We start from the raw sequence: 21,917 nt of genomic DNA, 5'->3' as shown, positions 1-21,917 counted from the left end.
TTTGAGCGGCGCGGCGGCTGGGGTAGATGCGGCGGCGATGCGTATCCCCATGTCCCGTGCCGCGCTGACCGGCACCCTCGTAGTCGCTTCGCTCGCGGTCGTCGGTTGCGCCGGCCGTGGCGGCGGCAACCGTGCCGACACCCCCTATGTCGCGCGCGACGTCGGCACGCTCTACACTGCGGCGAAGGATCGGCTGGATCGCAACCAGTATAAGGAAGCCGCCGCGCTGTTCGACGAGGTCGAGCGCCAGCATCCCTATTCGATCTGGGCGCGCCGCGCGCAGGTGATGGGCGCGTTCAGCTATTACCTCGACCAGGATTATACCCAGGCGATCCAGTCCGCCCAGCGCTTCCTGTCGGTCCATCCCGGCAACCGCGACGCGCCCTATGCCTATTATCTGATCGCGCTCAGCTATTACGAGCAGATCAGCGACGTAACCCGCGACCAGAAGATCACGCAGCAGGCGCTCGATGCGCTGGGCGAGCTGACCCGGCGCTATCCGAACACCCGCTATGCCGCCGACGCGCGGTTGAAGATCGACCTGGTGCGCGATCACCTGGCGGGCAAGGAGATGGAGATCGGCCGTTTCTATGAACGCCGTGGCCAGTGGCTGGCGGCGTCGATGCGGTTCCGCACGGTCATCGACGAATATCAGACGACGACGCACACGCCCGAGGCGCTGATGCGGCTGGTCGAGACCTATCTGGCGCTGGGCGTGCGCGAGGAAGCGAAGAAGTCGGCCGCCGTGCTCGGCGCCAACTACCCCGGCAGCGAATGGTATGAGCGCGCCTACAAGCTGGTGCAGGAACATCCGGTGCTCCCGCCCCAGGCCGCCCAGTCGCCGGTCGCCGATGGCGCGCCCGCCGGCGCCCCGCCCAAGCCGGCGAGCTGAATCGCGGGCACGCGGACGGTGGCGAAGGTCCGCGCCGACCAGCTGATCGCCGATCGCGGGCTGGCCGAAAGCCGTACGCGCGCGCAGGCGCTGGTGATGGCGGGCCTCGCCTTCGTAGGTGACCGCAAGATCGACAAGCCCGGCCAGATGCTGCCCGACGACGCCACGATCGAGGTGAAGGGCCGCGACCATCCCTGGGTGTCGCGCGGCGGGATCAAGCTGGCGCATGCGCTGGCGCATTTCGGCATCGATGTGCGCGGGGCGGTCGCCATCGATGTCGGTTCGTCGACCGGCGGCTTCACAGACGTGCTGCTGACGAACGATGCGGCGCGGGTCTATGCGGTCGATTCGGGCACCAACCAGCTCGCGTGGAAGCTGCGGCAGGACGACCGCGTCGTCGTGCATGAACAGACCAGCGCGCGCATCCTCACCCCCGCGCACATCCCCGAAGCCGTCGATCTGGTGGTGTGCGACGCCAGCTTCATCGGCCTGGCGAAGGTGCTGGAGGTGCCGCTCGGCTTCGTGACTCCCGGGGGGCGCCTCGTCGCGCTCATCAAGCCGCAGTTCGAAGCGGGCCGCGAGGAAGTGGGGAAGGGCGGCGTGGTGCGTGACGCCTCCGTCCACCAGCGCGTCTGCCGCGAGGTGGCGGACTGGCTGACGGCAAGCGGCTGGCAGGTCGAGGGGGTGACAGAAAGCCCGATCACCGGCCCCGAAGGCAATGTCGAATTCCTCATTTCGGCACGAAAGAGCGCGGAGGGCGTTGTGTCGTCCGCGCCGGGCCACTAACCGCCCGCGAAACGATCTGTAAGGAGCAGCCGGTGAGCGAGATTGCGTCCAGGGGTCAGTTGCGGATGTCGTTCCTGCGCTGGGCGATGGTAACCGTGCCGCTGATCCTGCTGCTGGGCTTCGCCTCGGGCCGGCTGGTGCCCTCGGGTGAGGAGAACGCGTGGTATGCCGCCCTCGTCAAGCCCGCGCTGACCCCGCCGGGTTTCGTTTTTCCTGTCGCGTGGACCACCCTTTATGTCTGCCTGGGCCTCGCGCTGGCGATGATCGCCGACGCGCGCGGCGCGCGGGGGCGGGGCATCGCGATCGCGCTGTTCGCGCTCCAGTTCGCCGCGAACCTCGCCTGGACGCCGCTGTTCTTCGGCGCGCACAAGGTGGTGGCGGCGGCCGCGCTGATCGGCGCGATGCTGGTGCTTTCGATCGGCGTGACGTTCCTGTTCGCGCGTATCCGCAAGGCGGCGGCGTGGCTGATGGTGCCCTACATGGTATGGATCAGCTTCGCCGGCATGCTGACGCTGGGCATCCACCAGCTTAATCCCGACGCGGAAGACCTTGTGCCGGCGTCCTCGACCACCCAGATCGAGATCTGAGGAGATTTCCCGACATGCAGAGCGAGAACCGCTTCTTCGACGATTTCGTCAAGTTCATGAACGGCGCGGCCGGCACGATGGCCGGCGTGGGCCGCGAGGCGGGCGAGAGCGCGCGCGAACACGCCAAGAGCTGGATCGGCGGGCTGGATTTCGTCGCCCGCGAGGAATTCGACGCGGTGAAGGCGATGGCCGCCGCCGCGCGCGACGAGAATGAGGCGCTGAAGGCGCGGATCGAGGCGCTGGAGGCAAAGCTCGCCAAGCCCATCAAGACGCCGAAAGCGGGCTGACGCGGCGATTTTCCACAGCTTTCGTGCCTTCGGCGGCGTCGCCGGTGCTTGTGCGCCGCGGCGCCGCTTGGCATTTTGCGCGCGCATGGACCGGGTGACCCACTGATGCTCGACGAACTTGAGGACCACCGCGACGACGGTGCGCCGATCGACATGCTCGAGCGCTATTACGCCGCGCATGGCTGGACCCACAGCCGCGACGAGGACGAGATCGTCGCCAAGGTGAAGGGCAGCTGGACCGAATATGAGCTGCGCGCGATCTGGCGCGAGGACGAATCGGTTCTCCAGTTCCTCGCCTTCCCCGATGTCCGCGTGGCGGACGAGCGGCGCGCGGCGATGTACGAGGCGATCGGGCTGGTCAACGAACAGCTGTGGATCGGCCATTTCGAGCTGTGGTCGGCCAGCGGCATCCTGCTCTATCGCCACGCCGCGATGGTGGACGGCGAGGACGAGGCGCAGATGAGCCTGTCGGGCGCCGAACTGCTGGTCGAGAGCGCGATCGACGAATGCGAGCGATTCTATCCCGTGTTCCAGTTCGTGCTGTGGGGCGGCAAATCGCCGAAGGAAGCGCTTGCCGCCGCGCTGATCGAGACGCAGGGCGAGGCGTGAGCGTGCAGGCGATCGGCCGGGTGTGGCTGGTCGGCGCCGGCAATATGGGCGGCGCGATGCTGGATCGATGGATCGCCGGCGGCGTCGTTCCGCCCGATGCGGTGACCGCGATCGATCCAGGCGATTCCGTCGTGCCGCAGGGTGTTCGGCTGGTCGATGCGCCGCCGGGCGATGAACGTCCCGATGTGCTGCTGCTGGCGATCAAGCCGCAATTGCTCGATACCGTCGCGCCGGCGCTGGCGTCCGTGCGACCGCGCCTGCTGCTGTCGATCCTGGCGGGTGTCGAGGAAGCTGCGCTCGCCGCGCGTTTTTCCGCCGGCGCGATCGTACGCGCGATGCCGAACCTGCCGGTGTCTCTGGGCAAGGGCGTCGTGGCCCTCCATTCGTCCGACGCGAGCATGGAAGCGCGTGCCGCCGCCGAAGCGCTGATGGCGCCGCTTGGGCTTGTCGAATGGCTGGATGATGAAAGCCTGTTCCACGCCATAACCGCGCTGTCGGGGTCGGGGCCGGGCTTCGTATATCGCTTCGTCGAGGCGCTGGCCGACGCTGGCGCGGCGCTCGGCATCCCCGCGGATCAGGCGCAGCGTTTCGCGATAGCGACGGTAGAGGGCGCCGCCGCGCTTGCCGCCGTATCCGAACACAGCCCCGCGACGCTCGCGAATCGTGTCGCCAGCCCCGGCGGGACCACCCGTGCCGGCCTCGACGTGCTCGACGACGGCGACGCGATGAAGGCGCTGGTCGCCGCGACGCTGACGGCTGCCACGAAACGTAGCGAGGAGCTGGCGTCGGCGGCGCGATGAGGTTTGTTGGCGCGGAGGTGCGGAGCGCGGGGAGGGAGCGTGCCATATGCCCGCGCTCCGCACCTCCGCGCTAACGCCCCTGTTTATTCTACCGCCCCAGCGCCGCCACGCGCGAGCGCTCCCGTTCCGGGATCAGTCCTTCCAGTACCGCCCAGAAGCCGCCGACGTCCTCCTGCCCTGCGCGTGAATAGGCCTGCGCCATCCGTGCGCTCATCGCGGCGAACAACTCGCGTTCGAGTGTCGCGCCCTCCGCCGTCAGCCGCAGCAGCCGCTGGCGCCGGTCGCGGTCGCCGGTGCGCGTCTCGACCAGCCCGCGCGCCGTCAGATCGGTCAGCACGCGGTTCAGCGCCTGTTTGGTGATGGCCAGCAACTGCAACAGGTCGCCGATCGCCAGCCCGGGTTTCCGCGCGATGAAATAGAGCGCTCGGTGGTGCGCGCGGCCCAGCCCTTGCTCCGCCAGCCCCGCGTCGATCGAGCGTGTGAGGTGGCTGTGCCCGAAATACAGCAACTCGATCCCGCGCCGAATTTCCGGCTCGGTCAGGAACAGCGGAGAGGCGCGCGCCGCGTCGGGATTTTGGCCAGCCATGTTGACCTGTTCTGCCACCGCCGATACCCGCGATGCAAGCATCCTGGAGACACACGCCATGACCGCCTTCGCGTTCGAACCCACGCCCACCCCCGTGAGCGTCAGCGATCGTGCGGCGATGCTTGCCGATCCGGGTTTTGGCCGGGTCTTCACCGATCACATGGCGGTGGTGCGCTATTCGGCCGACGCGGGCTGGCACGATGCGAAGATCGTCGCGCGGGCTCCGCTGACGGTCGATCCGGCGACGGCCGTGCTCCATTATGCGCAGGAGATTTTCGAGGGGCTGAAGGCCTATGCCCTCGATGATGGCGGCATCGCCTTGTTCCGGCCCGATGCGAACGCCGCGCGCTTCCGCGCCTCGGCCGAGCGGATGGCGATGGCGCATCTGCCGGAGGAACTGTTCGTCGAATCGTGCCGCCAGCTGGTGCTGGCCGATCGCGACTGGATCCCGGCAATCGACGGCGGCGCGCTCTATCTGCGTCCGTTCATGATCGCGAGCGAGGTGTTCCTGGGCGTCAAGCCGGCCAGCGAATATCTCTATTGCGTGCTGGCGTCGTCGGTCGGCGCCTATTGGAAGGGCGGCGCGCGCGCCGTTTCGCTGTGGGTCAGCCATGATTACACTCGCGCCGCGCCCGGCGGGACGGGCGAGGCCAAATGCGGCGGCAACTACGCCGCCAGCCTCGTCGCCCAGTCCGAGGCCGTGAAGCGCGGCCACGATCAGGTCGTGTTCCTCGACGCGGCGGAGCGCCGCTGGATCGAGGAACTGGGCGGCATGAACATCTTCTTCGTGATGGCCGACGGCAGCCTGGTGACGCCGCCGCTGACCGGTACGATCCTGCCCGGCATCACCCGCGCCTCGCTGATCCAGCTCGCCCGCGATGAAGGGCTGGTGGTGCGTGAGGAGATGTATTCGATCGACCAGTGGCGGGCCGATGCCGAAAGCGGCGCGCTGGCCGAAAGCTTCGCCTGCGGGACGGCGGCGGTGGTGACGCCGATCGGCAAGGTCGCGGGTCCCGATTACGCCTTCACCATCGGTAGCGGGGGCACCGGCCAGACGACCGCGCGCCTGCTCCAGCGCCTCAGCGACCTCCAGCGCGGCCGCGCGCCCGACCCGCACGGCTGGCTGCAGCGGATCGCCTGAACCTCGGGCCTTTTCAGACGCGCGCAGCCCGCTATAAGCCCGCGCTCCTGCTGGGGCGTAGCCAAGTGGTAAGGCAACGGTTTTTGGTACCGTGTACCGAAGGTTCGAATCCTTCCGCCCCAGCCAGGCCGCCCGATCGAACGCCGTGCAGCAAGCGATCGTGGCGTATTGTTGAGAATAATTTGCAATTGGGATAGGGTCCGGCTTCTCCCCGAAGCCACCGAAAGGATCCCCGTCGTGTCCCGATCGCGCCTTCTCGCCCTCCCTTTCCTGCTGGCATTCGCCGCCGGCTGTTCCGAAGGGGCGAAGGATGCGGGGGCGAAAGCGGGGGAGCAGGTCGTCAACCTCTATACCGCGCGCCATTATGACAGCGATAAGGCGCTGTACGACCGCTTCACGCGCGAGACGGGCATCCGCATCAATCGGATCGAGGGCCGGCCCGACGAACTGATCGCGCGCATGCGCAGCGAGGGCAAGACCAGCCCGGCCGATCTGTTCATCACCGCCGACGCCGGGGCGCTGTGGCGCGCGCAGCAGGCCGGGCTGTTCCAGCCGATCCAGTCGGAGACGCTGACCGCGCGCATTCCCGCCAACCTGCGTGAGCCCGGCGGCAACTGGTATGGTTTCATGCGCCGCGCGCGCGTCGTCGCTTATGACGCGGCGAAGGTGAAGCCCGAGGAGATCGACGACTACGCCAAGCTCGCCGGCCCGCGCTTCAAGGGCAAGCTGTGCGTGCGGTCGTCGGACAGCGTCTACAATCTGTCGCTGGTTGGCGCCCTGATCGAGGCCTGGGGCCGTCCGCGCGCCGAGGCGTGGGCCAAGGGCGTCGTCGCCAACATGGCGCGCCCGCCCGAAGGCGGTGATCGCGACCAGATCCGCGCCGTCGGCGCCGGGGTGTGCGAGATCGCGCTGACCAACAGCTATTACTACGTCCGGATGGCGACCGGCGGCGACGCGGCGGACCGCAAGGTGACCCAGAAGGTCAAGCTCGGCTTCCCCAGCCTCGAAGGCCAGGGATCGCACGTCAACCTGTCGGGCGGCGGCGTCGCGGCCAATGCGCCGAACAAGGCCAACGCCGTCCGCCTACTCGAATTCTTCGCTTCGGCCGAAAGCCAGCGCCATATCGCGCAGAACAACAATGAATATCCGGCATCTCCCGATGTGCCGGCACCCGCGCCGGTCGATGCCTATGCGAAGTTCACCGCGCATCCGATGAGCGCCGCCGCCTTCGCCGCGCGTCAGCCCGAGGCGCAGTCGCTGATGAGCGCGGCGGGGTGGCGCTGACGACGGCGCCTGCCGTCCACAGCCATCCGCGCCCGTCGCTTCCCGTCGTCCTCGCCATCCTGGCGGGGCTGGCGGTGGCGTTGCCGCTGGCCGGCGTGGTCGCGGCGGCGATGGGGGCGGGCACCGCCGATATCGCCCCGCGCGACGTGCTGCGCTATGCCGCGTCCTCGGCATGGCTGGCGTTGCTGGTCGGTCTGGCGACGGCGGTGGTCGGGACAGTCGCCGCGTGGCTGGTCGCGATGCACCGGTTTCCGGGGCGCGACCTGTTCGCCTGGGCGCTGGCATTGCCGCTCGCGGTGCCGGCTTTCGCGCTCGCCTATGGCTATGCCGACCTGCTCGACGTCGCCAGTCCGCTGCGGGTGTGGCTGCGCGCCGCCGCGGGGTTCGACCTGCCGTTCGGGATGCGCAATACCGGCGGGGCGGCGTTTGTGTTGTCCTGCGCCTTCTATCCCTATGTCTATCTTGCGATGCGCGCGGCATTCCTGAACCAGTCGGTCAACGTGCTGGAGGCGGCGCGGATGCTGGGGTGCGGCGGCCGCGCCGCGCTGTGGCGGGTCGCGCTGCCGATGGCGCGGCCTGCACTGGCGGCGGGAGTAGCGCTGGCTGTGATGGAGACGCTGGCCGATTACGGCGCCGTCCAGTTCCTGAGCGTCCAGACGCTGACGACGGGCGTGGTGCGGGCGTGGTCGGTCTATGGATCGACCGTCAGCGCCGCGCGCTTCGCGTTGCCGCTGCTCGCCGCCGCCGCGCTGCTGCTGTGGATCGAGCGGCGTGGCCGGCGCGGGGTGGCGCATGAGGGCGGACGCGGGCGCTGGCGCGCGATCGAGGCGCAGCCGCTGGGCGGCGTGGCGGCGTGGGGGGCGACGGCCTTTTGCGCGGCGCTGGTCGTGGCCGGGCTGATCCTGCCGGTCGGCTGGCTGGCCTGGAGCCTGACGGAGACTTCACCCGACTGGCCGCGCCTCGCCCGCGCCGCCGGACACAGCCTGTTCCTGGGCACCGCAGGCGCTATCGTCACCGTCACGCTGGCGACGATGCTCGCTCTCGGCACCCGGCGCCTGCCGCTGGCGGGGCGTCTGGCGAGCCTCGGTTATGCCACGCCGGGCGCGGTGATGGCGATCGGCCTGCTGGCGCCGGCGGGCGCGATCTGGGCGGTATTTCCCGGTTCTGGCACCGCGATCGGCGTCGCGCTGCTGATCTATGCCTATGCCGCGCGGCTGATGGCGGCGGCGCTCGAGCCGATCGACGCCGGGCTGACCCGCGTCACCCCGTCGATGGTCCACGCCGCGCGTACTCTGGGGCGCAGCGAGGGTGGGGCGGCACTCGCGGTCGAACTGCCGGTTGCGCGGGGCACGATGCTGACGGCGGCGCTGATCGTGTTCGTCGACGTGCTGAAGGAACTGCCCGCGACGCTGATCCTGCGCCCGTTCGATTTCGATACGCTGGCGGTGATCGCCAGCAACTATGCGCTCGACGAGCGGTTGGGCGCGGCGGGGCTGCCGTCGATCCTGATCGTCCTGCTCGCGGTGCCCGCGGTGATGTGGCTGACGCGGCGGATTGCGCTGGCGCGGCCGGGTACGTAGCGGTGTCCGCGATGCAGCTCTCGGTTCTCGACGTCCGTGCCGTCTCGCGCCGGTTCGGTGATCGCGTCGCGGCGGACGGTGTCAGCTTTGCGTTGGCCGCCGGGCGCATCGCCTGCCTGCTCGGCCCTTCCGGCTGCGGCAAGAGCACGGTGCTGCGGATGATTGCCGGGCTTGACCGTGTCGATGCCGGCACGATCGCGATCGACGGGCGGGAGGTCGCCGCGCCCGGTCGCGCGGTGCCGCCGGAGGATCGCGGCGTCGGGCTGGTGTTCCAGGATCTCGCGCTGTTCCCCCATCTGACCGTCGCCGACAATGTCGTGTTCGGCCTGTCCGGGCTGTCGCGCGCCGATCGCCGCGCCCGCGCCGTCGCCCTGCTCGGCCGGTTCCACGCCGAGGCGCTGGTCGATGCCTGGCCGCACACGCTGTCGGGCGGCGAGCAGCAGCGTGTGGCGATGGCACGGGCGATGGCGCGCGAGCCGGCGCTGTTGCTGCTCGACGAGCCCTTCTCCGGGCTGGACGGCCATCTGCGCGATAGGGTCCGTGCCTCCGTCCTGGCCGACCTCCGTGCGGCGGGGGCGACGGTACTGATCGTCACGCACGATCCCGATGAGGCGATGGCGGTCGCTGACGATCTGATCCTGATGGCGGACGGCCGCGTGGTTCAGACGGGGTCGCCCGAGGACTGTTATCGCCGCCCGCGATCGGAGGCCGCCGCGCGGTTGCTGGGCGAAGCAATCGTGCTGCCGGCAATCATTGCCGGGGGCGTGGCGGAGACGGCGCTGGGGCGCTTTGCGGCCGAAGGGATGGCGGACGGCCCGGCCCGCGCACTGATCCGCCCCGAAGGGCTGCGCATCGATCCGGCGGGTGTCGCGGCGCGGGTCCATGCGGTGCGGTTCGCCGGGGCCGGATACCGGATCGAGGCGACAGTCGAGGGGGTCGCGATCAGCGTGCGCACGATCGTCCGGCCGCCCGCGCCGGGTTCCGGGATTGCGCTGGCGCTCGACCCCGAGCGCGCCTGCCTGCATCTGGTTCGTGACTGATCGGCGGTGGCCCGGCTTGACCGGCCAAGCCCGGATGGGGGATGGCTGGATGGCGCAAATGTTCCCCTCGCCGCCCGGAGCCTGCCGTGTCCTTACCTCTGACCCTGCACCCCGACCGGCTGCTGCCGACCGACGCCAACGTGCTGCCGATCGCGCGACGGCTGTACGCGGAGGTCGCTGGCCTGCCGATCCTGTCGCCGCACGGGCACACCGATCCGCGCTGGTTCGCCTATGACGAGAAATTCGCCGACCCGGCGTCGCTGCTCATCACGCCCGATCACTATATCTTCCGCATGCTCTACTCGCAGGGTGTGGCGCTCGACGCGCTGGGCGTGCCGCGCGCCGACGGCAGCCTGCCCGACACCGATCCGCGCGAGGTGTGGCGGACGTTCGCCGCCCACTACCACCTGTTCCGCGGCACCCCGACGCGGATGTGGCTGGACTGGGTGTTCGCCGAGCTGTTCGGGCTGGATGTGCGACTGACACCGGTAACCGCTGACCTGTACTATGATAGGATGGCGGCGGCGCTGGCGACCGACGCGTATCGGCCGCGCGCGCTGTTCGAACGGTTCAACATCGAAGTGATCGCGACGACCGAATCTCCGCTCGACCCGCTCGATCATCATCGGGCGATCCGCGACAGCGGCTGGCCGGGGCGCGTCATCACCGCCTATCGCCCCGATCCGGTGGTCGACCCCGATTTCGAGGGGTTTCAGGCCAATCTCGACGCGTTCGGCGAGCTGGCGGGCGAAGATACGCGGACGTGGCGCGGCTATCTCGCCGCGCACCGGGAACGGCGTGGGTTCTTCGCGTCGATGGGCGCGACCTCGACCGACCATGGGCATCCGACCGCAGCCACCGCCAATTTGTCGCCGGCCGAGGCGGAAGCGCTGTTCGACCGCGTCGCGGGTGATCGCATGCGGGCGGGCGACGCCGAGCTGTTCCGCGCGCAGATGCTGACGGAGATGGCGCGCATGAGCCTGGACGACGGGCTGGTGCTCCAGATCCATCCGGGCAGTTTCCGCAACCACAATGCCGCGCTGTTCGCCAGTCACGGGCGCGACAAGGGGGCCGACATCCCGACCCGCACCGATTTCGTGACCGCGCTGAGGCCGCTGCTCGATGCGTTCGGCAACGATCCCCGCCTGTCGGTGATCCTCTTCACGCTCGACGAGAGCGTCTATGCCCGCGAACTCGCACCGCTCGCCGGCCATTATCCGTGCCTGAAACTGGGGCCGTCCTGGTGGTTCCACGACAGCCCGGAAGGGATGCGGCGCTTCCGCCTGAGCGTCACCGAGACAGCGGGGTTTTACAACACCGTCGGCTTCAACGACGATACCCGCGCCTTCCCGTCGATCCCGGCGCGGCATGACGTCGCGCGGCGGATGGACTGCGGCTTCCTCGCCAGCCTCGTCGCCGATCACCGTATCGAGGAGGACGAGGCGGTCGAACTGGCGCACGACCTCGCCTATAATCTCGCCAAGCAGGCGTACAGGCTGTGACCGGGCGGCTGTCGGCGGCGACGTTGGACAAGCTGCCTGGGGACGTCGCCCGGCCCGGCTATGATCCGGCCGCGCACGGCGTTGGCATCGTACACCTCGGCATCGGTGCGTTCCACCGTGCGCATCAGGCAGCCTATGTCGATGATGTGCTGGCGGCCTACGGCGGCGATTGGCGGATTCTCGGGGTGTCGCTGCGTTCGCCCGGCGTGCGCGACCAGCTCGCGCCGCAGGACGGGCTCTACACCCTGATCGAGCGTGACGCGGATGGCGATCGCCCGCGTGTGATCGGTGCGGTCGCGGGGGTGATCGTCGCGCGGGAGGAAGCGGAGGCCGCGATCGCCGCGATCGCCGATCCGGCGACGCACATCGTCTCGCTGACGGTAACGGAGAAGGGCTATTGCCACGACCCCGCGACCGGGCGGCTCGATGCGGCCAATCCGGCGATCGTCGCCGATCTGGCGAGCGGGATGCCGATGTCGGCGATCGGCCTGATCGCGGCGGGACTGGCGCGGCGGCGCATCGGGGGCGCCGGGCCGGTGACTCTGCTGAGCTGCGACAACCTGCCGCACAACGGCGCGGTGCTGGCGGCGGTGCTGGCCGACTATCTCGCGCTGGCGGATCCGGCGCTGGCGGATTGGGTCGCGGCGAACGTCCGCTGCCCGGCGACGATGATCGATCGTATCGTGCCCGCGACGACCGACGCGGATCGCGATGCGCTCGCGGCGCGGCTGGGTGCGCGCGACGAGGGCATGGTCAAGGCCGAGCGTTTCACCCAATGGGTCATCGAGGATGATTTTGCCGGCCCGCGCCCGCGGCTGGAGGATGTCGGCGTCCAGTTCGTCGCCGACGTCCGTCCGTTCGAACTCGCCAAGCTGCGCATGCTCAACGGCGCGCATTCGACGATCGCCTATCTGGGGCTGGCGGCCGGGCATGAAACGGTCGACCGCGCCGTCGCCGATCCGGCGATCCGCGCGACCGCGGAAAGGCTGATGCGTGCCGAGGCCGCGCCGACGCTGCCGCCGGTCGCGGGGCTGGACCCGGACGCTTATGCCGCCGACCTGCTCGATCGCTTCGCCAATCCCGCGCTTGGCCACCGGCTGATCCAGATCGCGATGGACGGGTCGCAGAAGCTGCCCCAGCGGCTGCTCGGCACGATCGTCGATTGCCGGCGGCTGGGCATCCACCCGGCCGCCGCGGTGCGCGGCGTGGCGGGGTGGATGGCGCATGTCCGCCGCCAGGGCGCCGCGCTCGACGATCCGATGGCGGCGCAGCTTGCCACGCTTGCGGTGAAGGCGGCGGACGATGCCGCACTGGTCGACGCGCTGCTCGGCGTCCGTGCGATCTTCGGCGATCTGGCCGGCGATCCGTGGCTGCGGGCGGCGTTGGGGTCGGCGCTCGCGGAAGTTCGCTGACCGACGCGGGTGGGGTTGCGCGAAGTGGCGCTCGCGGGCCAAGGTGATGGCCTGCGGAACAAGAGGGAATACGCTATGGCCGACGCGTCGGGTTTCGGGCTGGGCCATGCCGTCGTGCTGCTGGCCGCGGGCGTTATCGCGGTGCCGCTTTTCCGCCGGCTGGGGCTGGGATCGGTGCTCGGCTATCTCGCCGCGGGGCTCCTGATCGGGCCGTTCGGGCTGAAGCTGTTCGACGATCCCGAGACGCTGCTGCATATCGCCGAACTGGGTGTGGTGCTGTTCCTGTTCGTGATCGGGCTGGAGATGCGTCCGCGCAAGCTGTGGAAGATGCGACGGCAGATATTCGGCCTTGGTGCGGCCCAGGTGCTGACGTGCGGCGCGCTGCTGACCCTCATCGGCATGACGGCCGGCCTGTCGCCGGCGGTGGCGGCGGTCGGCGCGATGGGCTTCGTCCTCTCCTCCACCGCGGTCATCATGCAGATGCTGGAGGAGGAGGGGGAGACCGCGACGCCCGAAGGCCAGCGTGCGATCGCCATCCTGCTGCTCGAGGATCTGGCGATCGTGCCGCTGCTCGCGCTCGTCGCGCTTTGGGCGGTCGTCAACGGCCGCGCGGAAGCGAGTACGACGCCGCTTTGGATGGATCTGGGCATCGCACTCGGGGCGCTCGCCGCGCTGATCGCGGCCGGGCGCTGGCTGCTCGACCCGTTCTTTGGCCTGATCGCGCGGGCCGGCGCGCGCGAGGTGCTGACCGCCGCCGCGCTGCTGGTGGTGCTGGGATCGGCGCTGTTCATGCAGGCGGCAGGCCTGTCGATGGCGATGGGGGCATTCCTGGCCGGGGTATTGCTGTCGGAATCAAATTTTCGCCACCAGCTGGAGGCCGATATCGAGCCGTTCCGCGGGCTGCTGCTGGGGCTGTTCTTCCTTAGCGTCGGCATGTCGCTCAACCTCGCCACGGTGGTGGCCGAATGGCGGCTGGTGTTGGGCGGGGTCATCGCGTTCATGGTGGTGAAGGCGGCGGGCATCTACGGTATCGCGAGGATCGCGGGATCGACGCACCGCGACGCGATCCACCGCGCGGCGCTGTTCGCGCAGGGCGGCGAGTTCGCCTTCGTGCTCTATGCCGCCGCGCTCGGCGTCGGGCTGTTCGATGCGCGGGTAGGCGCGATCATGAGCGCGGTCGTCATCCTGTCGATGGCCCTGACCCCGCTGGTGCTGATCGTCTCGAACCGGATGCGCCGTGCGGCGCCGGTCTCGCTGGACGGGATCGATGCGGCAAGCGACCTGCATGGGCGCGTGCTGGTGATCGGCTTCGGCCGCTTCGCGCAGGTCGTCAGCCAGACCCTGCTTGCCCGGCGCGTCAAACTGGCGCTGATCGAGACGGACGTCGACATGATCCGCGCCGCCGGCAATTTCGGGTTCAAGATCCATTACGGCGACGGCACCCGCCTGGACGTGCTGCACGCCTCCGGCGCGGCGACGGCGGAGGCGATTCTGGTGTGCGTCGACAAGCCCGAGGCCGCGGACCGCATCGTCGAGCTGTGCCGTTCGGAATTTCCGCTCGCCAAGCTCTACGTCCGCGCCTTCGATCGTGGCCACTCGCTGAGACTCATCAAGGCCGGCGTCGAATTCCAGATTCGCGAGCTGTTCGAATCGGCGCTCGTCTTCGGGCACGAGGTGCTGACCGGGCTCGGCTTTGACGAGGATCAGGCGCGCGACGCGGTCGATGACGTCCGCGAACGCGACGAGCAGCGGGTCGAGCTGGAACTGGTCGGCGGGCTGGAGGCAGGCCGTAAGATGCTGCGCGGGAACATGACGACGCCCGAGCCGGAGCCGTTCTTCCCGCCGCCAAAGGGTGAGGCGGCCTGAGGTCGCGGTATCCTGGCGAAAGCGCGGGACCAAATCTTGTTAGGGGCGGCGGCGCCGAAGTGAATTCGGCGCCTCGTCGGTCGGCGCTGGCGCGCCGCCAGCCGTCGCTCGCCCGTCTCGTAAATAGCGCCGCTATTTACGTGCGGACGTGAGCGTTGCTCACTTCGAGCGTTCGACCTGCTCGAACTCCAGCTCCACAGGCGTCGCGCGGCCGAAGATCGACACCGCGACCTTGACCTTGCCCTTGTCGAAATCGAGTTCCTCGACCAGGCCGTTGAACGTCGCGAACGGACCGTCCAGCACCTTGACCGAATCGCCGATCTCGTAATCGACCTTGATCTGCTGCTTGGGCGCGGCGGCGGCTTCCTCCTTGGTGTTGAGGATGCGCGCGGCCTCGGCCTCGCTGATCGGCTGGGGCTTGCCCGACGATCCGAGGAAGCCGGTCACCTTCGGCGTGTTCTTGACGAGGTGGTAGACGTCGTCGGTCATCGCCAGCTTGGCGAGGACATAGCCGGGGAAGAACTTGCGTTCCGACTGCACCTTCTTGCCGCGGCGCACCTCGGTGACGGTTTCCACGGGAACCTCGACCGCCTCGACCAGCTGTTCCAGGCCCAGGCGCGTCGCGTCGGACAGGATCTGGTCGCGAACCTTGTTCTCGAAACCCGAATAGGCGTGGATGATGTACCAGCGCGCCATTGCTAACCCCTTATTTCGCCATGCCGAGAAGGAAATCGACGATCGTGCGGAACACGCTGTCGACGCCCAGGAAGAACAGCGCGAGCAGCGTCGTCATGATCATCACCATGACGCCGGTCATCCAGGTTTCCTTGCCCGTGGGCCACACGACCTTCTTGGTCTCTGCCTTCACCTGGTTGATGAACTCGACGGGGCTGATCTTCGCCACTGCTGGCCTCGCTTCAAAAATCGTTGCCTTTCAGCGGACATGGGCTCTCTGCCCGGTCCCTTTTCGGGAACCGGCCAGTCCATCCACGCTGTAGGATTGGGCCGGGTATCTAGCGAGTGCGCGGGCGGTGCGCAAGCGGGGAGGGGGCAGGATCGGGAGGGAGCCGTCACGGGAGTAAATCCCGTGACGTGGATCGCGGCGATGCCGCGTCCGCCGGCCGTTCGCGCAGGCTCTGCCGCGCTCGGCGTGGCAGGGGCGCTCGGATTCGAACCGAGGGCCTTCGGTTTTGGAGACCGACGCTCTAACCAGCTGAGCTACGCCCCTGTGCGGATCGGCGATGTAGCGATCCGGGCCGCGGGGGGCAACGGGGAATCGGCCGGGTTACGCCGCCCGCGCGGTGCTGGCCGGATCGACCGCCAGCGCACGCGCCTCCGCGACGGGCAGGGGGCGGCCGAAATAAAAGCCCTGTACCTTCGTACAGCCGAGCTGCTGGACCATCAGATGTTCGTCTTCCGTCTCCACGCCCTCGGCCGTCGTCGCCATGCCCAGCGACTGCGCCAGCGCGACCACCGCGCGGATGATCGCCAGCGCTTCCTTCACGCCCTTCGATGCGCCCTGGACGAAGCTGCGGTCGATCTTGATCGTCGAAAAGCGCGTGCGGCTGAGATAGCCCAGCGAGGAATAGCCCGTCCCGAAATCGTCGAGGCTGAGGCGAATGCCGAGGTCGAGCAGCCGCTCGAGGGTCCTGGTCGCATTCGTGCCCTCGCGCATGAAGACGCTCTCGGTCACTTCCAGCTCCAGCCGGTTGGCGGGCAGGCCGGATTGCGCCAGCGCCTGGGCGACGACCGTGACATAGCCCGGATCGTGAAGCTGTTCGGCCGAGACGTTGACCGCGACGCGCACGTCGGAACTCCAGCGCACCGCCTCGTCGCAGGCTGTGCGCAGCACCCATTCGCCGATCGGCACGATCAGCCGGGCGTCCTCGGCCAGCGGCACGAACTTGCCCGGACTGATCGGGCCCAGTTCGGGGTGGGTCCAGCGCAGCAGTGCCTCGAATCCGGTCAGCAGGCCGGTGCCGGCATCGACCACCGGCTGGTAGACGAGGTGCAGTTCGTTCTTGTCCAGTGCGCCGCGCAGCGCAATTTCCAGCACGCGGCGTTCCTCGGCCTGCAGGTGGAGATGCGGCTCATAGGCGTGGAAGGTGCCGCCGCCGGCATCCTTTGAACGATAGAGCGCGAGATCGGCCGAGCGGATCAGCATTTCCGGCGTGCGCCCGTCGCGCGGACCGACCGCGACGCCGACCGACGCGCCGATGTAGAGCGTGTACTGATCGACGTCATAGGGCTCGCTGAGCGAGGTGATGATCGTGCGGGCGAGCTGCTCAATGGCGGTACTGTCGGACGCGTCACGGATGACGACCGCGAACTCGTCGCCGCCCAGCCGGCCGATCATCTCATTGTCGGTCATCAACAGCTTCAGGCGTTCCGATACGCGGCCGAGCAGCCGGTCGCCGACCGGATGGCCAAGCGTGTCGTTGACCGCCTTGAACCGATCGAGGTCGATCATCATGAAGCCGCAGCGCGAGCCCCATTTCTCGGCCTCGGCCATCGCGTGGCCAAGCGATTCGTGGATCAGCAGGCGGTTGGGCAGCCCGGTGAGCGTGTCGTAGCGCGCCATGCGGGTGATCTTGTCGGCCGACGCGCGGCGCTCCGTCACGTCCGATCCGACGCCGCGGAAGCCGATGAAGCCGCGATCCTCGGCGATGCGGGGGCTCGCCGACATTTCCCACCAGCGTTCCTCGCCATCGACATAGACAGGCAGCAACAGGTCGCGGAACGCCTCGCGCGCCTTCAGCTTGCCGGCCAGGTCGCGCAGGCCGCCCGCGAAATTCCCCGCCTCCCAGGTGGGGCCGGCAAGGATCTCCAGAAAGCCGCGGCCGTTGATCGAATTGGGATCGACGCCGATCGACCGGGCGAAACGCGGGCTGGCGCGCACCACGCGACGCTGCGCGTCGATCTCCCATAGCCAGTCGGCATTATTCTCCTGCTCGGTCTCGCGCAGCAGCAGACTGACCGTCTCGTCACGCTCGGCGAGCGCGATCTCGCCCGCGCGAATGACCACAAGGGCGCGGCCGCGCGCGAAACAGCCGATCATCAACAGCACGGTGAACAGCGTGGTGGTCGCCGCGACGCTCTCCAGCCCCATGACGATGAACGACGCGGTGGTCGCGCCGCCCACGATGCCGAGGAACAGCAGCGTCGCGAGCGGCAACGCGGCCATCGCGACCGCTGCCGATGCCATCAGCACCGCGAGCACGCTGTACAGGCCCAGCAGCGCGCCGTGATCCGAATCGGTGCCGAACAGGAGCGGCGCGACCGACCAGACCGCGCCGAGCGCGATGCCGTCGATGAAGGTGTCGCGGACGTCGGACAGGCTGGCGTCGCTGGCGGTGCGATGGCGCGAGGCGAGGCGCCGCACGGCGACCGCCGTCGCGACGACGCCGAGCAGCACGCTCCATCCCGCGATCTGCCACAGCGGCGCGGCCTGCGCGAAGATCATCACCACCAGGGCGGCACCGATCAGATTGGCGCCGAGCATGAACAGCGCGAGCTGCGAGCCCGCGTTCATCTGCGCCGCCCGAATCGGCGCCCAGTCGGTCGCATCGGCAGGATCATAGAGGCCGAGCAGCGCCCGCGCGTCGATGCGCGGGGCCGCGAATTGAGAGGTGGGTGGCGACGCGATCACGGGGAGGCGGTTTAGGGAGCGGAGGTTGACGGATGGTTAGGAGCGGGCTGCCGGCGATTGGCGCGAGCAAATCGCGGACTCGCCTCGGCTGACCGCGGGGCGGGGATTGGGGTGGAAGCGAATGTTAGAGCAGCTTCACCAGGACGACCGCCGCAAACAACGCAATGAGCGCTGACAACACGGTGCAGCCGGGCATGAACCGGTTGCGGGGAGCCACCCACGGAAAGCCGATATAACCAATCAGGCCTTCGACGCTTGTCGGCAAAGCTCCGTCTTCCTCGGCTTGGCTGAGAATGGCCCCTTGACCTTGGGCTGCCCGGTTACGCGCCGCCAGGGTCGTCTGCGCAAGTGCTTGCAACCAATTCAGAACGATAGCCTGGCCATCGGCGCACTGTTCTCGACAAATCACGGTCGCGACGCCGCCATCGACCCCCAAGACCAAGCGTACACCGGTGGCGGTGAAGGCAAAGCCTTCGCCATTCTCTATCCACCAATCTTCGATTTTGGAGAAAGCCTCGCCTTCACTGCGATAGATCGAGACATCGCCCGGGACGTTCTCGTCGCGGCTCTCATTCAGGACAACCACTTCATCGAGCCAGTTGAGAGTGTCCCCCATTCCTCTTTGTAGCGCGAGGCCGAATATCCGCAATTGAGCGATAGGACCGGCACCGCGCCCGTCAGACGGGACGGCTGCGCCGCCCCGCTGCCCGTGTGTGTGTGTCGGGTCCCGGATTTGCTCACGCAAATCCGGGCACGATCACGCCGCGATCGCGTAAGGCTTGATCTCGCCCGTCAGGTACAAGTTGCGCGCCTTGGCCCGGCTCAGCTTGCCCGACGACGTGCGCGGCAGGGTGCGCGGTGGCACCAGTTCGACGACGCAGTGCATTCCAGTCACCGCGCGCACCCGCTCGCGGATGGCATCGCGCAGGCGGACGCGCTCGTCGTCGTCCGATGTGCGGCATTGCACCAGCACCGCCGGCGTTTCCTCGCCGCCCGGCGTGGTGATCGCGAAGGCGGCGATGTCGCCCTGCTTGAAGCCGGGCAGCTGCTCGACCGCCCATTCGATGTCCTGCGGCCAATGATTGCGGCCGTTGACGATGATCATGTCCTTGGCGCGGCCGACGATGTAGAGATAGCCGTCGCTGAGATACCCCATGTCGCCTGTGTCGAGCCAGACGCCGGCGCCGGCAGGGTCGGGCGTCATGCACGCGTCGGTCGCCGCCTGATCGCGGAAATAGCCGACCATCACGCTCGGCCCTTTGCACCACACCTTGCCGACGGCGCGTTCGGGGAGCGGCGTGCCGTCCTCCTCGCGCACCTCGACCGTCATGTCGCGTACCGGCTTGCCGCAGTTGACGATCGCGCGGAAGCGCTGCGGCCTGTCCTCGCCCGCGGCGACGCCGGACAGCTGGGTTTCCTCGACCAGCTCGACGATGATCCCTTCGCCCGGCGGCATGATCGAGACCGCCAGCGTCGCCTCGGCGAGGCCATAGCTGGGCAGGAACGCGCTGGCCTTGAAGCCCGCGTCGGCGAACGCGTCGACGAACGACTGCATCACGTCCGGCCGGATCATGTCGGCGCCGTTCCCCGCCACGCGCCAGCGCGACAGGTCGAACCGGTCGCTCGCCTTGGTCTGGCTCGACATGCGCCGCGCGCAAATATCGTAGCCGAAGGTTGGCGAATAGCTGAGCGATGTCCCCGGATTGCGACTGATGAGGTCGAGCCAGGCGAGCGGGCGTCGTGCGAAATCCTCGGTCTTCAGGTAATCGGTCGAGACCTGGTTGGCGACCGGCGACAGGAAGCAGCCGACCAGCCCCATGTCGTGATACCAGGGCAGCCAGGATATGCAGCGATCGGCCGGTTCCAGCTTCATGCCGTGGGCGTGCGCGGCGAGATTGTTGAGCAGCGCGTGGTGGGTGATCGCAACGCCATGCGGGAAACGGGTCGATCCGCTGGAATATTGCAGATAGGCGATGTCGTCGGTGCCGGCCCGTGGCAGTTCGACGGCCGGCGCGGCGCGTTCCGCCAGCGCCTCGAACGACAGGCCATCGACGCGCGCGACACGCGCCGCCTCGCCGCACATCGCCTCCAGCTCGGCGGGGAAGAACAGCAGCTTCGGATCGCAGCTGTCGAGCTGGACGCGCAACTGATCGATGTACGACTGCGACCCGCCGAAGCTGGTCGGCAGGGGCAGCGGCACCGGCCAGGCACCGGCGTAGATCGTGCCGAAGAACAGCGAGGCGAATTCCGGCGCCGTCTCCGCGATCAGCGCGATGCGATCCTGTGGCCGCACGCCCATCGCCACCAGCCGTCGCGCCATCGCCAGCGCATCTTCGCGCAGTTCGGCAAACGGATAGGGCCGCGTCAGCGCGCCGCGCGCGTCGTGAAAGTTCAGCCCGCGATCGCCGTTCGCGGCATAATCCAGCGCGTCGCCCAGCGTCGCGAAGTCGGCGAAGCGGCGCGGTTGCGCGTCCTCGGTCGGGGTCGGCGCCAGTGCGGTGTCCGCATCCTTGGCCAGATCAGCCGAAATCATCGATCGTTCTCGCGTCCCTTATATCCGGCCCAATTGTCCGGTCTCGTATCCGGAGCCGTGCAAAATCGCTCCCGCGCGGTCCCGATACGGTCGGTCACGCGCACGTCAACGCTTCGCCCTGCTCCGTCCCGGCGTTCAAATTCGGTTCCCACTGTGGCACAATCATGGCGCATGCCCCGTGATCGCCGACCGCCGACACCGCTGGAGAGCGCCGCGCTGGAGCGGCTCGCGCTGCGTTATGTCGAACGATATGCGACAACGCGGGGCAGGTTGCGCGATTACCTGAACCGCAAGCTGCGCGAACGCGGCTGGGCGGGGGAGGGGGAGGCCGATGTCGCCGCGCTGGCCGAGCGGATGGCGGAGCTGCACTACATCGACGACCGCGGCTTCGCTGAATCGCGAGCGGCGGCGATGGGCCGGCGCGGGCTGGGCGCGCGGCGGATTGCACTGGCGATGCACGCGGCGGGAATCGCCGAGGAGGATCGGGCGACGCTCGACGACGAAGCGGCAGAGGCCAGCGCGCTCGCTTTCGCCCGCCGCCGCCGGATCGGCCCCTTCGCCCGCGTGGCCATGGACCGTGACGCACAGGCGCGCGCCTTCGCCGCGATGCTGCGCGCCGGCCATGACATCGACCGCAGCCGCCGAATCCTGGCGCTGACCGCCGACGATCTGGATCAGAACGAGCCATAACCGCCGGATCGGGGGCAGACCAAAGACTTTGCAGGCTTTGGCCGCTGTGTGTTAGATGTGCATCCGGGGGAAGTAGGATGCGTACAGAGTTGCGTGAGTCCGGCGAAGGTCGAAGCGAAGTCGTGGCGGATCTGGCCACCGGCGCCGCGATTGAACACGCCGCGTCCGACGTCCACGGCGGTGTCGTCAAATGGTTCGACGTCACGCGCGGTTTCGGGTTCGTCGTCGCCGATGATCCTTTGGTCGGCGATATCCTCGTCCATTTCTCCGTCCTCCACGATCACGGTCGCCGCAGCCTGCCCGAAGGCGCGCGCGTGGTGTGCGAGACGGTGCGGCGCGAGCGCGGCGTCCAGGCCAACGCGATCCTGTCGATCGACCTGTCCTCCGCGATAGAGCCTGTGCGCGGGCGCGCCGGCGGCGACCGGATCGACCGGCTGAAGGCGGTGGAGAACGCCGGCCCGTTCGAGGGCGCGACCGTCAAATGGTTCAACCGGCTGAAGGGCTATGGCTTCCTGATCCGCGACGCGGTGCCGGGCGACGTGTTCGTCCACATGGAAACGCTGCGCCGCGCCGGCATCGACGAAGCTGAGCCCGACGACCGCATGCGCGTTCGCATCGTCGAGGGCGAGAAGGGGCCGCTCGCGGTCGCGGTCGAGAAGGAATAGGATCGATG

The 21,917-nt window shown here is 68.6% G+C and carries 21 protein-coding genes and 2 tRNA genes; 16 read left to right on the top strand and 7 right to left on the bottom strand.

Features of this window, described 5'->3' with window-relative positions; all coding sequences use genetic code 11:
- Positions 1-37 precede the first annotated feature (37 nt).
- The 6 genes from VYI76_RS11485 (at position 38) to proC (ending at position 3,961) form a co-directional block, all read left to right on the top strand.
- On the top strand, positions 38-892 hold the full coding sequence (locus tag VYI76_RS11485) for an outer membrane protein assembly factor BamD (RefSeq protein WP_326524875.1): 855 nt from the start codon (positions 38-40) through the stop codon (positions 890-892).
- 18 nt (positions 893-910) lie between these two features.
- Positions 911-1,678, top strand: a complete 768-nt coding sequence (locus tag VYI76_RS11480; protein ID WP_326524874.1) for a TlyA family RNA methyltransferase — start codon at positions 911-913, stop codon at positions 1,676-1,678.
- A 32-nt stretch (positions 1,679-1,710) separates the two neighbouring features.
- On the top strand, positions 1,711-2,265 hold the full coding sequence (locus VYI76_RS11475; protein WP_326524873.1) for a TspO/MBR family protein: 555 nt from the start codon (positions 1,711-1,713) through the stop codon (positions 2,263-2,265).
- Positions 2,266-2,279: 14 nt separating this feature from the next.
- Positions 2,280-2,552: an accessory factor UbiK family protein gene (locus VYI76_RS11470; RefSeq protein ID WP_326524872.1), complete on the top strand. Its 273-nt coding sequence runs from the start codon at positions 2,280-2,282 to the stop codon at positions 2,550-2,552.
- 102 nt (positions 2,553-2,654) lie between these two features.
- Positions 2,655-3,161, top strand: a complete 507-nt coding sequence (locus tag VYI76_RS11465) for a YbjN domain-containing protein (RefSeq protein ID WP_443018947.1) — start codon at positions 2,655-2,657, stop codon at positions 3,159-3,161.
- Complete coding sequence (proC, locus tag VYI76_RS11460; protein ID WP_326524870.1) at positions 3,158-3,961, top strand: pyrroline-5-carboxylate reductase; 804 nt, start codon at positions 3,158-3,160, stop codon at positions 3,959-3,961. The genes VYI76_RS11465 and proC overlap by 4 nt, the downstream gene beginning before the upstream one ends.
- Before the next feature lie 88 nt (positions 3,962-4,049).
- Here the strand turns inward: proC and VYI76_RS11455 are convergent, their stop codons facing one another.
- Positions 4,050-4,547 (bottom strand): MarR family winged helix-turn-helix transcriptional regulator, encoded by a 498-nt coding sequence (locus VYI76_RS11455; protein ID WP_326524869.1) that lies wholly within the window; start codon positions 4,545-4,547, stop codon positions 4,050-4,052.
- Positions 4,548-4,605: 58 nt separating this feature from the next.
- Here VYI76_RS11455 and VYI76_RS11450 point away from each other — a divergent pair, with 58 nt between their 5' ends.
- From VYI76_RS11450 to VYI76_RS11415, 8 genes are all read left to right on the top strand, one after another.
- Positions 4,606-5,688, top strand: coding sequence for a branched-chain amino acid aminotransferase (locus VYI76_RS11450; protein ID WP_326524868.1), 1,083 nt, complete (start codon positions 4,606-4,608; stop codon positions 5,686-5,688).
- Between the two features lie 51 nt (positions 5,689-5,739).
- Positions 5,740-5,814: transfer RNA gene (locus tag VYI76_RS11445), tRNA-Gln, on the top strand.
- A gap of 111 nt (positions 5,815-5,925) precedes the next feature.
- A complete protein-coding gene (locus VYI76_RS11440; protein WP_326524867.1) occupies positions 5,926-6,972 on the top strand; it encodes an extracellular solute-binding protein in 1,047 nt (348 codons plus the stop codon).
- On the top strand, positions 6,963-8,552 hold the full coding sequence (locus VYI76_RS11435) for an ABC transporter permease (RefSeq protein ID WP_326524866.1): 1,590 nt from the start codon (positions 6,963-6,965) through the stop codon (positions 8,550-8,552). The genes VYI76_RS11440 and VYI76_RS11435 overlap by 10 nt, the downstream gene beginning before the upstream one ends.
- 11 nt (positions 8,553-8,563) lie before the next feature.
- Positions 8,564-9,592 (top strand): ABC transporter ATP-binding protein, encoded by a 1,029-nt coding sequence (locus VYI76_RS11430; RefSeq protein WP_326524865.1) that lies wholly within the window; start codon positions 8,564-8,566, stop codon positions 9,590-9,592.
- 86 nt (positions 9,593-9,678) lie between these two features.
- Positions 9,679-11,094, top strand: coding sequence for a glucuronate isomerase (gene uxaC, locus VYI76_RS11425; protein WP_326524864.1), 1,416 nt, complete (start codon positions 9,679-9,681; stop codon positions 11,092-11,094).
- A complete protein-coding gene (locus VYI76_RS11420) occupies positions 11,091-12,506 on the top strand; it encodes a mannitol dehydrogenase family protein (RefSeq protein ID WP_326524863.1) in 1,416 nt (471 codons plus the stop codon). Before uxaC ends, VYI76_RS11420 begins: the two co-directional genes overlap by 4 nt.
- 75 nt (positions 12,507-12,581) lie before the next feature.
- Positions 12,582-14,372, top strand: coding sequence for a monovalent cation:proton antiporter-2 (CPA2) family protein (locus tag VYI76_RS11415; RefSeq protein WP_326524862.1), 1,791 nt, complete (start codon positions 12,582-12,584; stop codon positions 14,370-14,372).
- 159 nt (positions 14,373-14,531) lie between these two features.
- On the opposite strand, the gene nusG is transcribed toward VYI76_RS11415, so the two are convergent.
- From nusG to VYI76_RS11385, 6 genes are all read right to left on the bottom strand, one after another.
- Entirely contained in the window at positions 14,532-15,068 is a 537-nt protein-coding gene (nusG, locus tag VYI76_RS11410; protein ID WP_326524861.1) for a transcription termination/antitermination protein NusG, read from the bottom strand.
- Between the two features lie 10 nt (positions 15,069-15,078).
- On the bottom strand, positions 15,079-15,276 hold the full coding sequence (gene secE, locus VYI76_RS11405; RefSeq protein ID WP_326524860.1) for a preprotein translocase subunit SecE: 198 nt from the start codon (positions 15,274-15,276) through the stop codon (positions 15,079-15,081).
- Positions 15,277-15,523: 247 nt separating this feature from the next.
- Positions 15,524-15,600: transfer RNA gene (locus tag VYI76_RS11400), tRNA-Trp, on the bottom strand.
- Between the two features lie 57 nt (positions 15,601-15,657).
- Positions 15,658-18,018 carry a putative bifunctional diguanylate cyclase/phosphodiesterase gene (locus tag VYI76_RS11395; RefSeq protein WP_326525103.1) on the bottom strand — a complete coding sequence of 787 codons (2,361 nt, stop codon included), beginning with the start codon at positions 18,016-18,018 and terminating at the stop codon, positions 15,658-15,660.
- Positions 18,019-18,145: 127 nt separating this feature from the next.
- A complete protein-coding gene (locus VYI76_RS11390; protein ID WP_326524859.1) occupies positions 18,146-18,637 on the bottom strand; it encodes a hypothetical protein in 492 nt (163 codons plus the stop codon).
- Positions 18,638-18,778: 141 nt separating this feature from the next.
- On the bottom strand, positions 18,779-20,554 hold the full coding sequence (locus VYI76_RS11385; RefSeq protein WP_326524858.1) for a fatty acyl-AMP ligase: 1,776 nt from the start codon (positions 20,552-20,554) through the stop codon (positions 18,779-18,781).
- A 171-nt stretch (positions 20,555-20,725) separates the two neighbouring features.
- Here VYI76_RS11385 and VYI76_RS11380 point away from each other — a divergent pair, with 171 nt between their 5' ends.
- On the top strand, positions 20,726-21,244 hold the full coding sequence (locus VYI76_RS11380) for a regulatory protein RecX (protein ID WP_326524857.1): 519 nt from the start codon (positions 20,726-20,728) through the stop codon (positions 21,242-21,244).
- A 122-nt stretch (positions 21,245-21,366) separates the two neighbouring features.
- Positions 21,367-21,909: a cold-shock protein gene (locus VYI76_RS11375; protein WP_326524856.1), complete on the top strand. Its 543-nt coding sequence runs from the start codon at positions 21,367-21,369 to the stop codon at positions 21,907-21,909.
- The last annotated feature ends 8 nt before the right edge of the window (positions 21,910-21,917 follow it).

The organism is Sphingomonas sp. (assembly GCF_035910975.1).
In the GTDB taxonomy this organism is placed as follows: domain Bacteria; phylum Pseudomonadota; class Alphaproteobacteria; order Sphingomonadales; family Sphingomonadaceae; genus Sphingomonas.
Note: the sequence above shows the minus strand (reverse complement) of the source record. Positions and strands in the feature narration are given on the sequence as shown.

Bases quoted from the DNA above. Each gene is read 5' to 3' on its own strand.
- VYI76_RS11485 (WP_326524875.1), top strand. From the start codon at position 38: ATGCGTATCCCCATGTCCCGTGCCGCGCTGACCGGCACCCTCGTAGTC.
- VYI76_RS11470 (WP_326524872.1), top strand. From the start codon at position 2,280: ATGCAGAGCGAGAACCGCTTCTTCGACGATTTCGTCAAGTTCATGAAC.
- VYI76_RS11455 (WP_326524869.1), bottom strand. From the start codon at position 4,547: ATGGCTGGCCAAAATCCCGACGCGGCGCGCGCCTCTCCGCTGTTCCTG.
- VYI76_RS11450 (WP_326524868.1), top strand. From the start codon at position 4,606: ATGACCGCCTTCGCGTTCGAACCCACGCCCACCCCCGTGAGCGTCAGC.
- VYI76_RS11430 (WP_326524865.1), top strand. From the start codon at position 8,564: ATGCAGCTCTCGGTTCTCGACGTCCGTGCCGTCTCGCGCCGGTTCGGT.
- VYI76_RS11415 (WP_326524862.1), top strand. From the start codon at position 12,582: ATGGCCGACGCGTCGGGTTTCGGGCTGGGCCATGCCGTCGTGCTGCTG.
- nusG (WP_326524861.1), bottom strand. From the start codon at position 15,068: ATGGCGCGCTGGTACATCATCCACGCCTATTCGGGTTTCGAGAACAAG.
- VYI76_RS11390 (WP_326524859.1), bottom strand. From the start codon at position 18,637: ATGGGGGACACTCTCAACTGGCTCGATGAAGTGGTTGTCCTGAATGAG.
- VYI76_RS11385 (WP_326524858.1), bottom strand. From the start codon at position 20,554: ATGATTTCGGCTGATCTGGCCAAGGATGCGGACACCGCACTGGCGCCG.
- VYI76_RS11380 (WP_326524857.1), top strand. From the start codon at position 20,726: ATGCCCCGTGATCGCCGACCGCCGACACCGCTGGAGAGCGCCGCGCTG.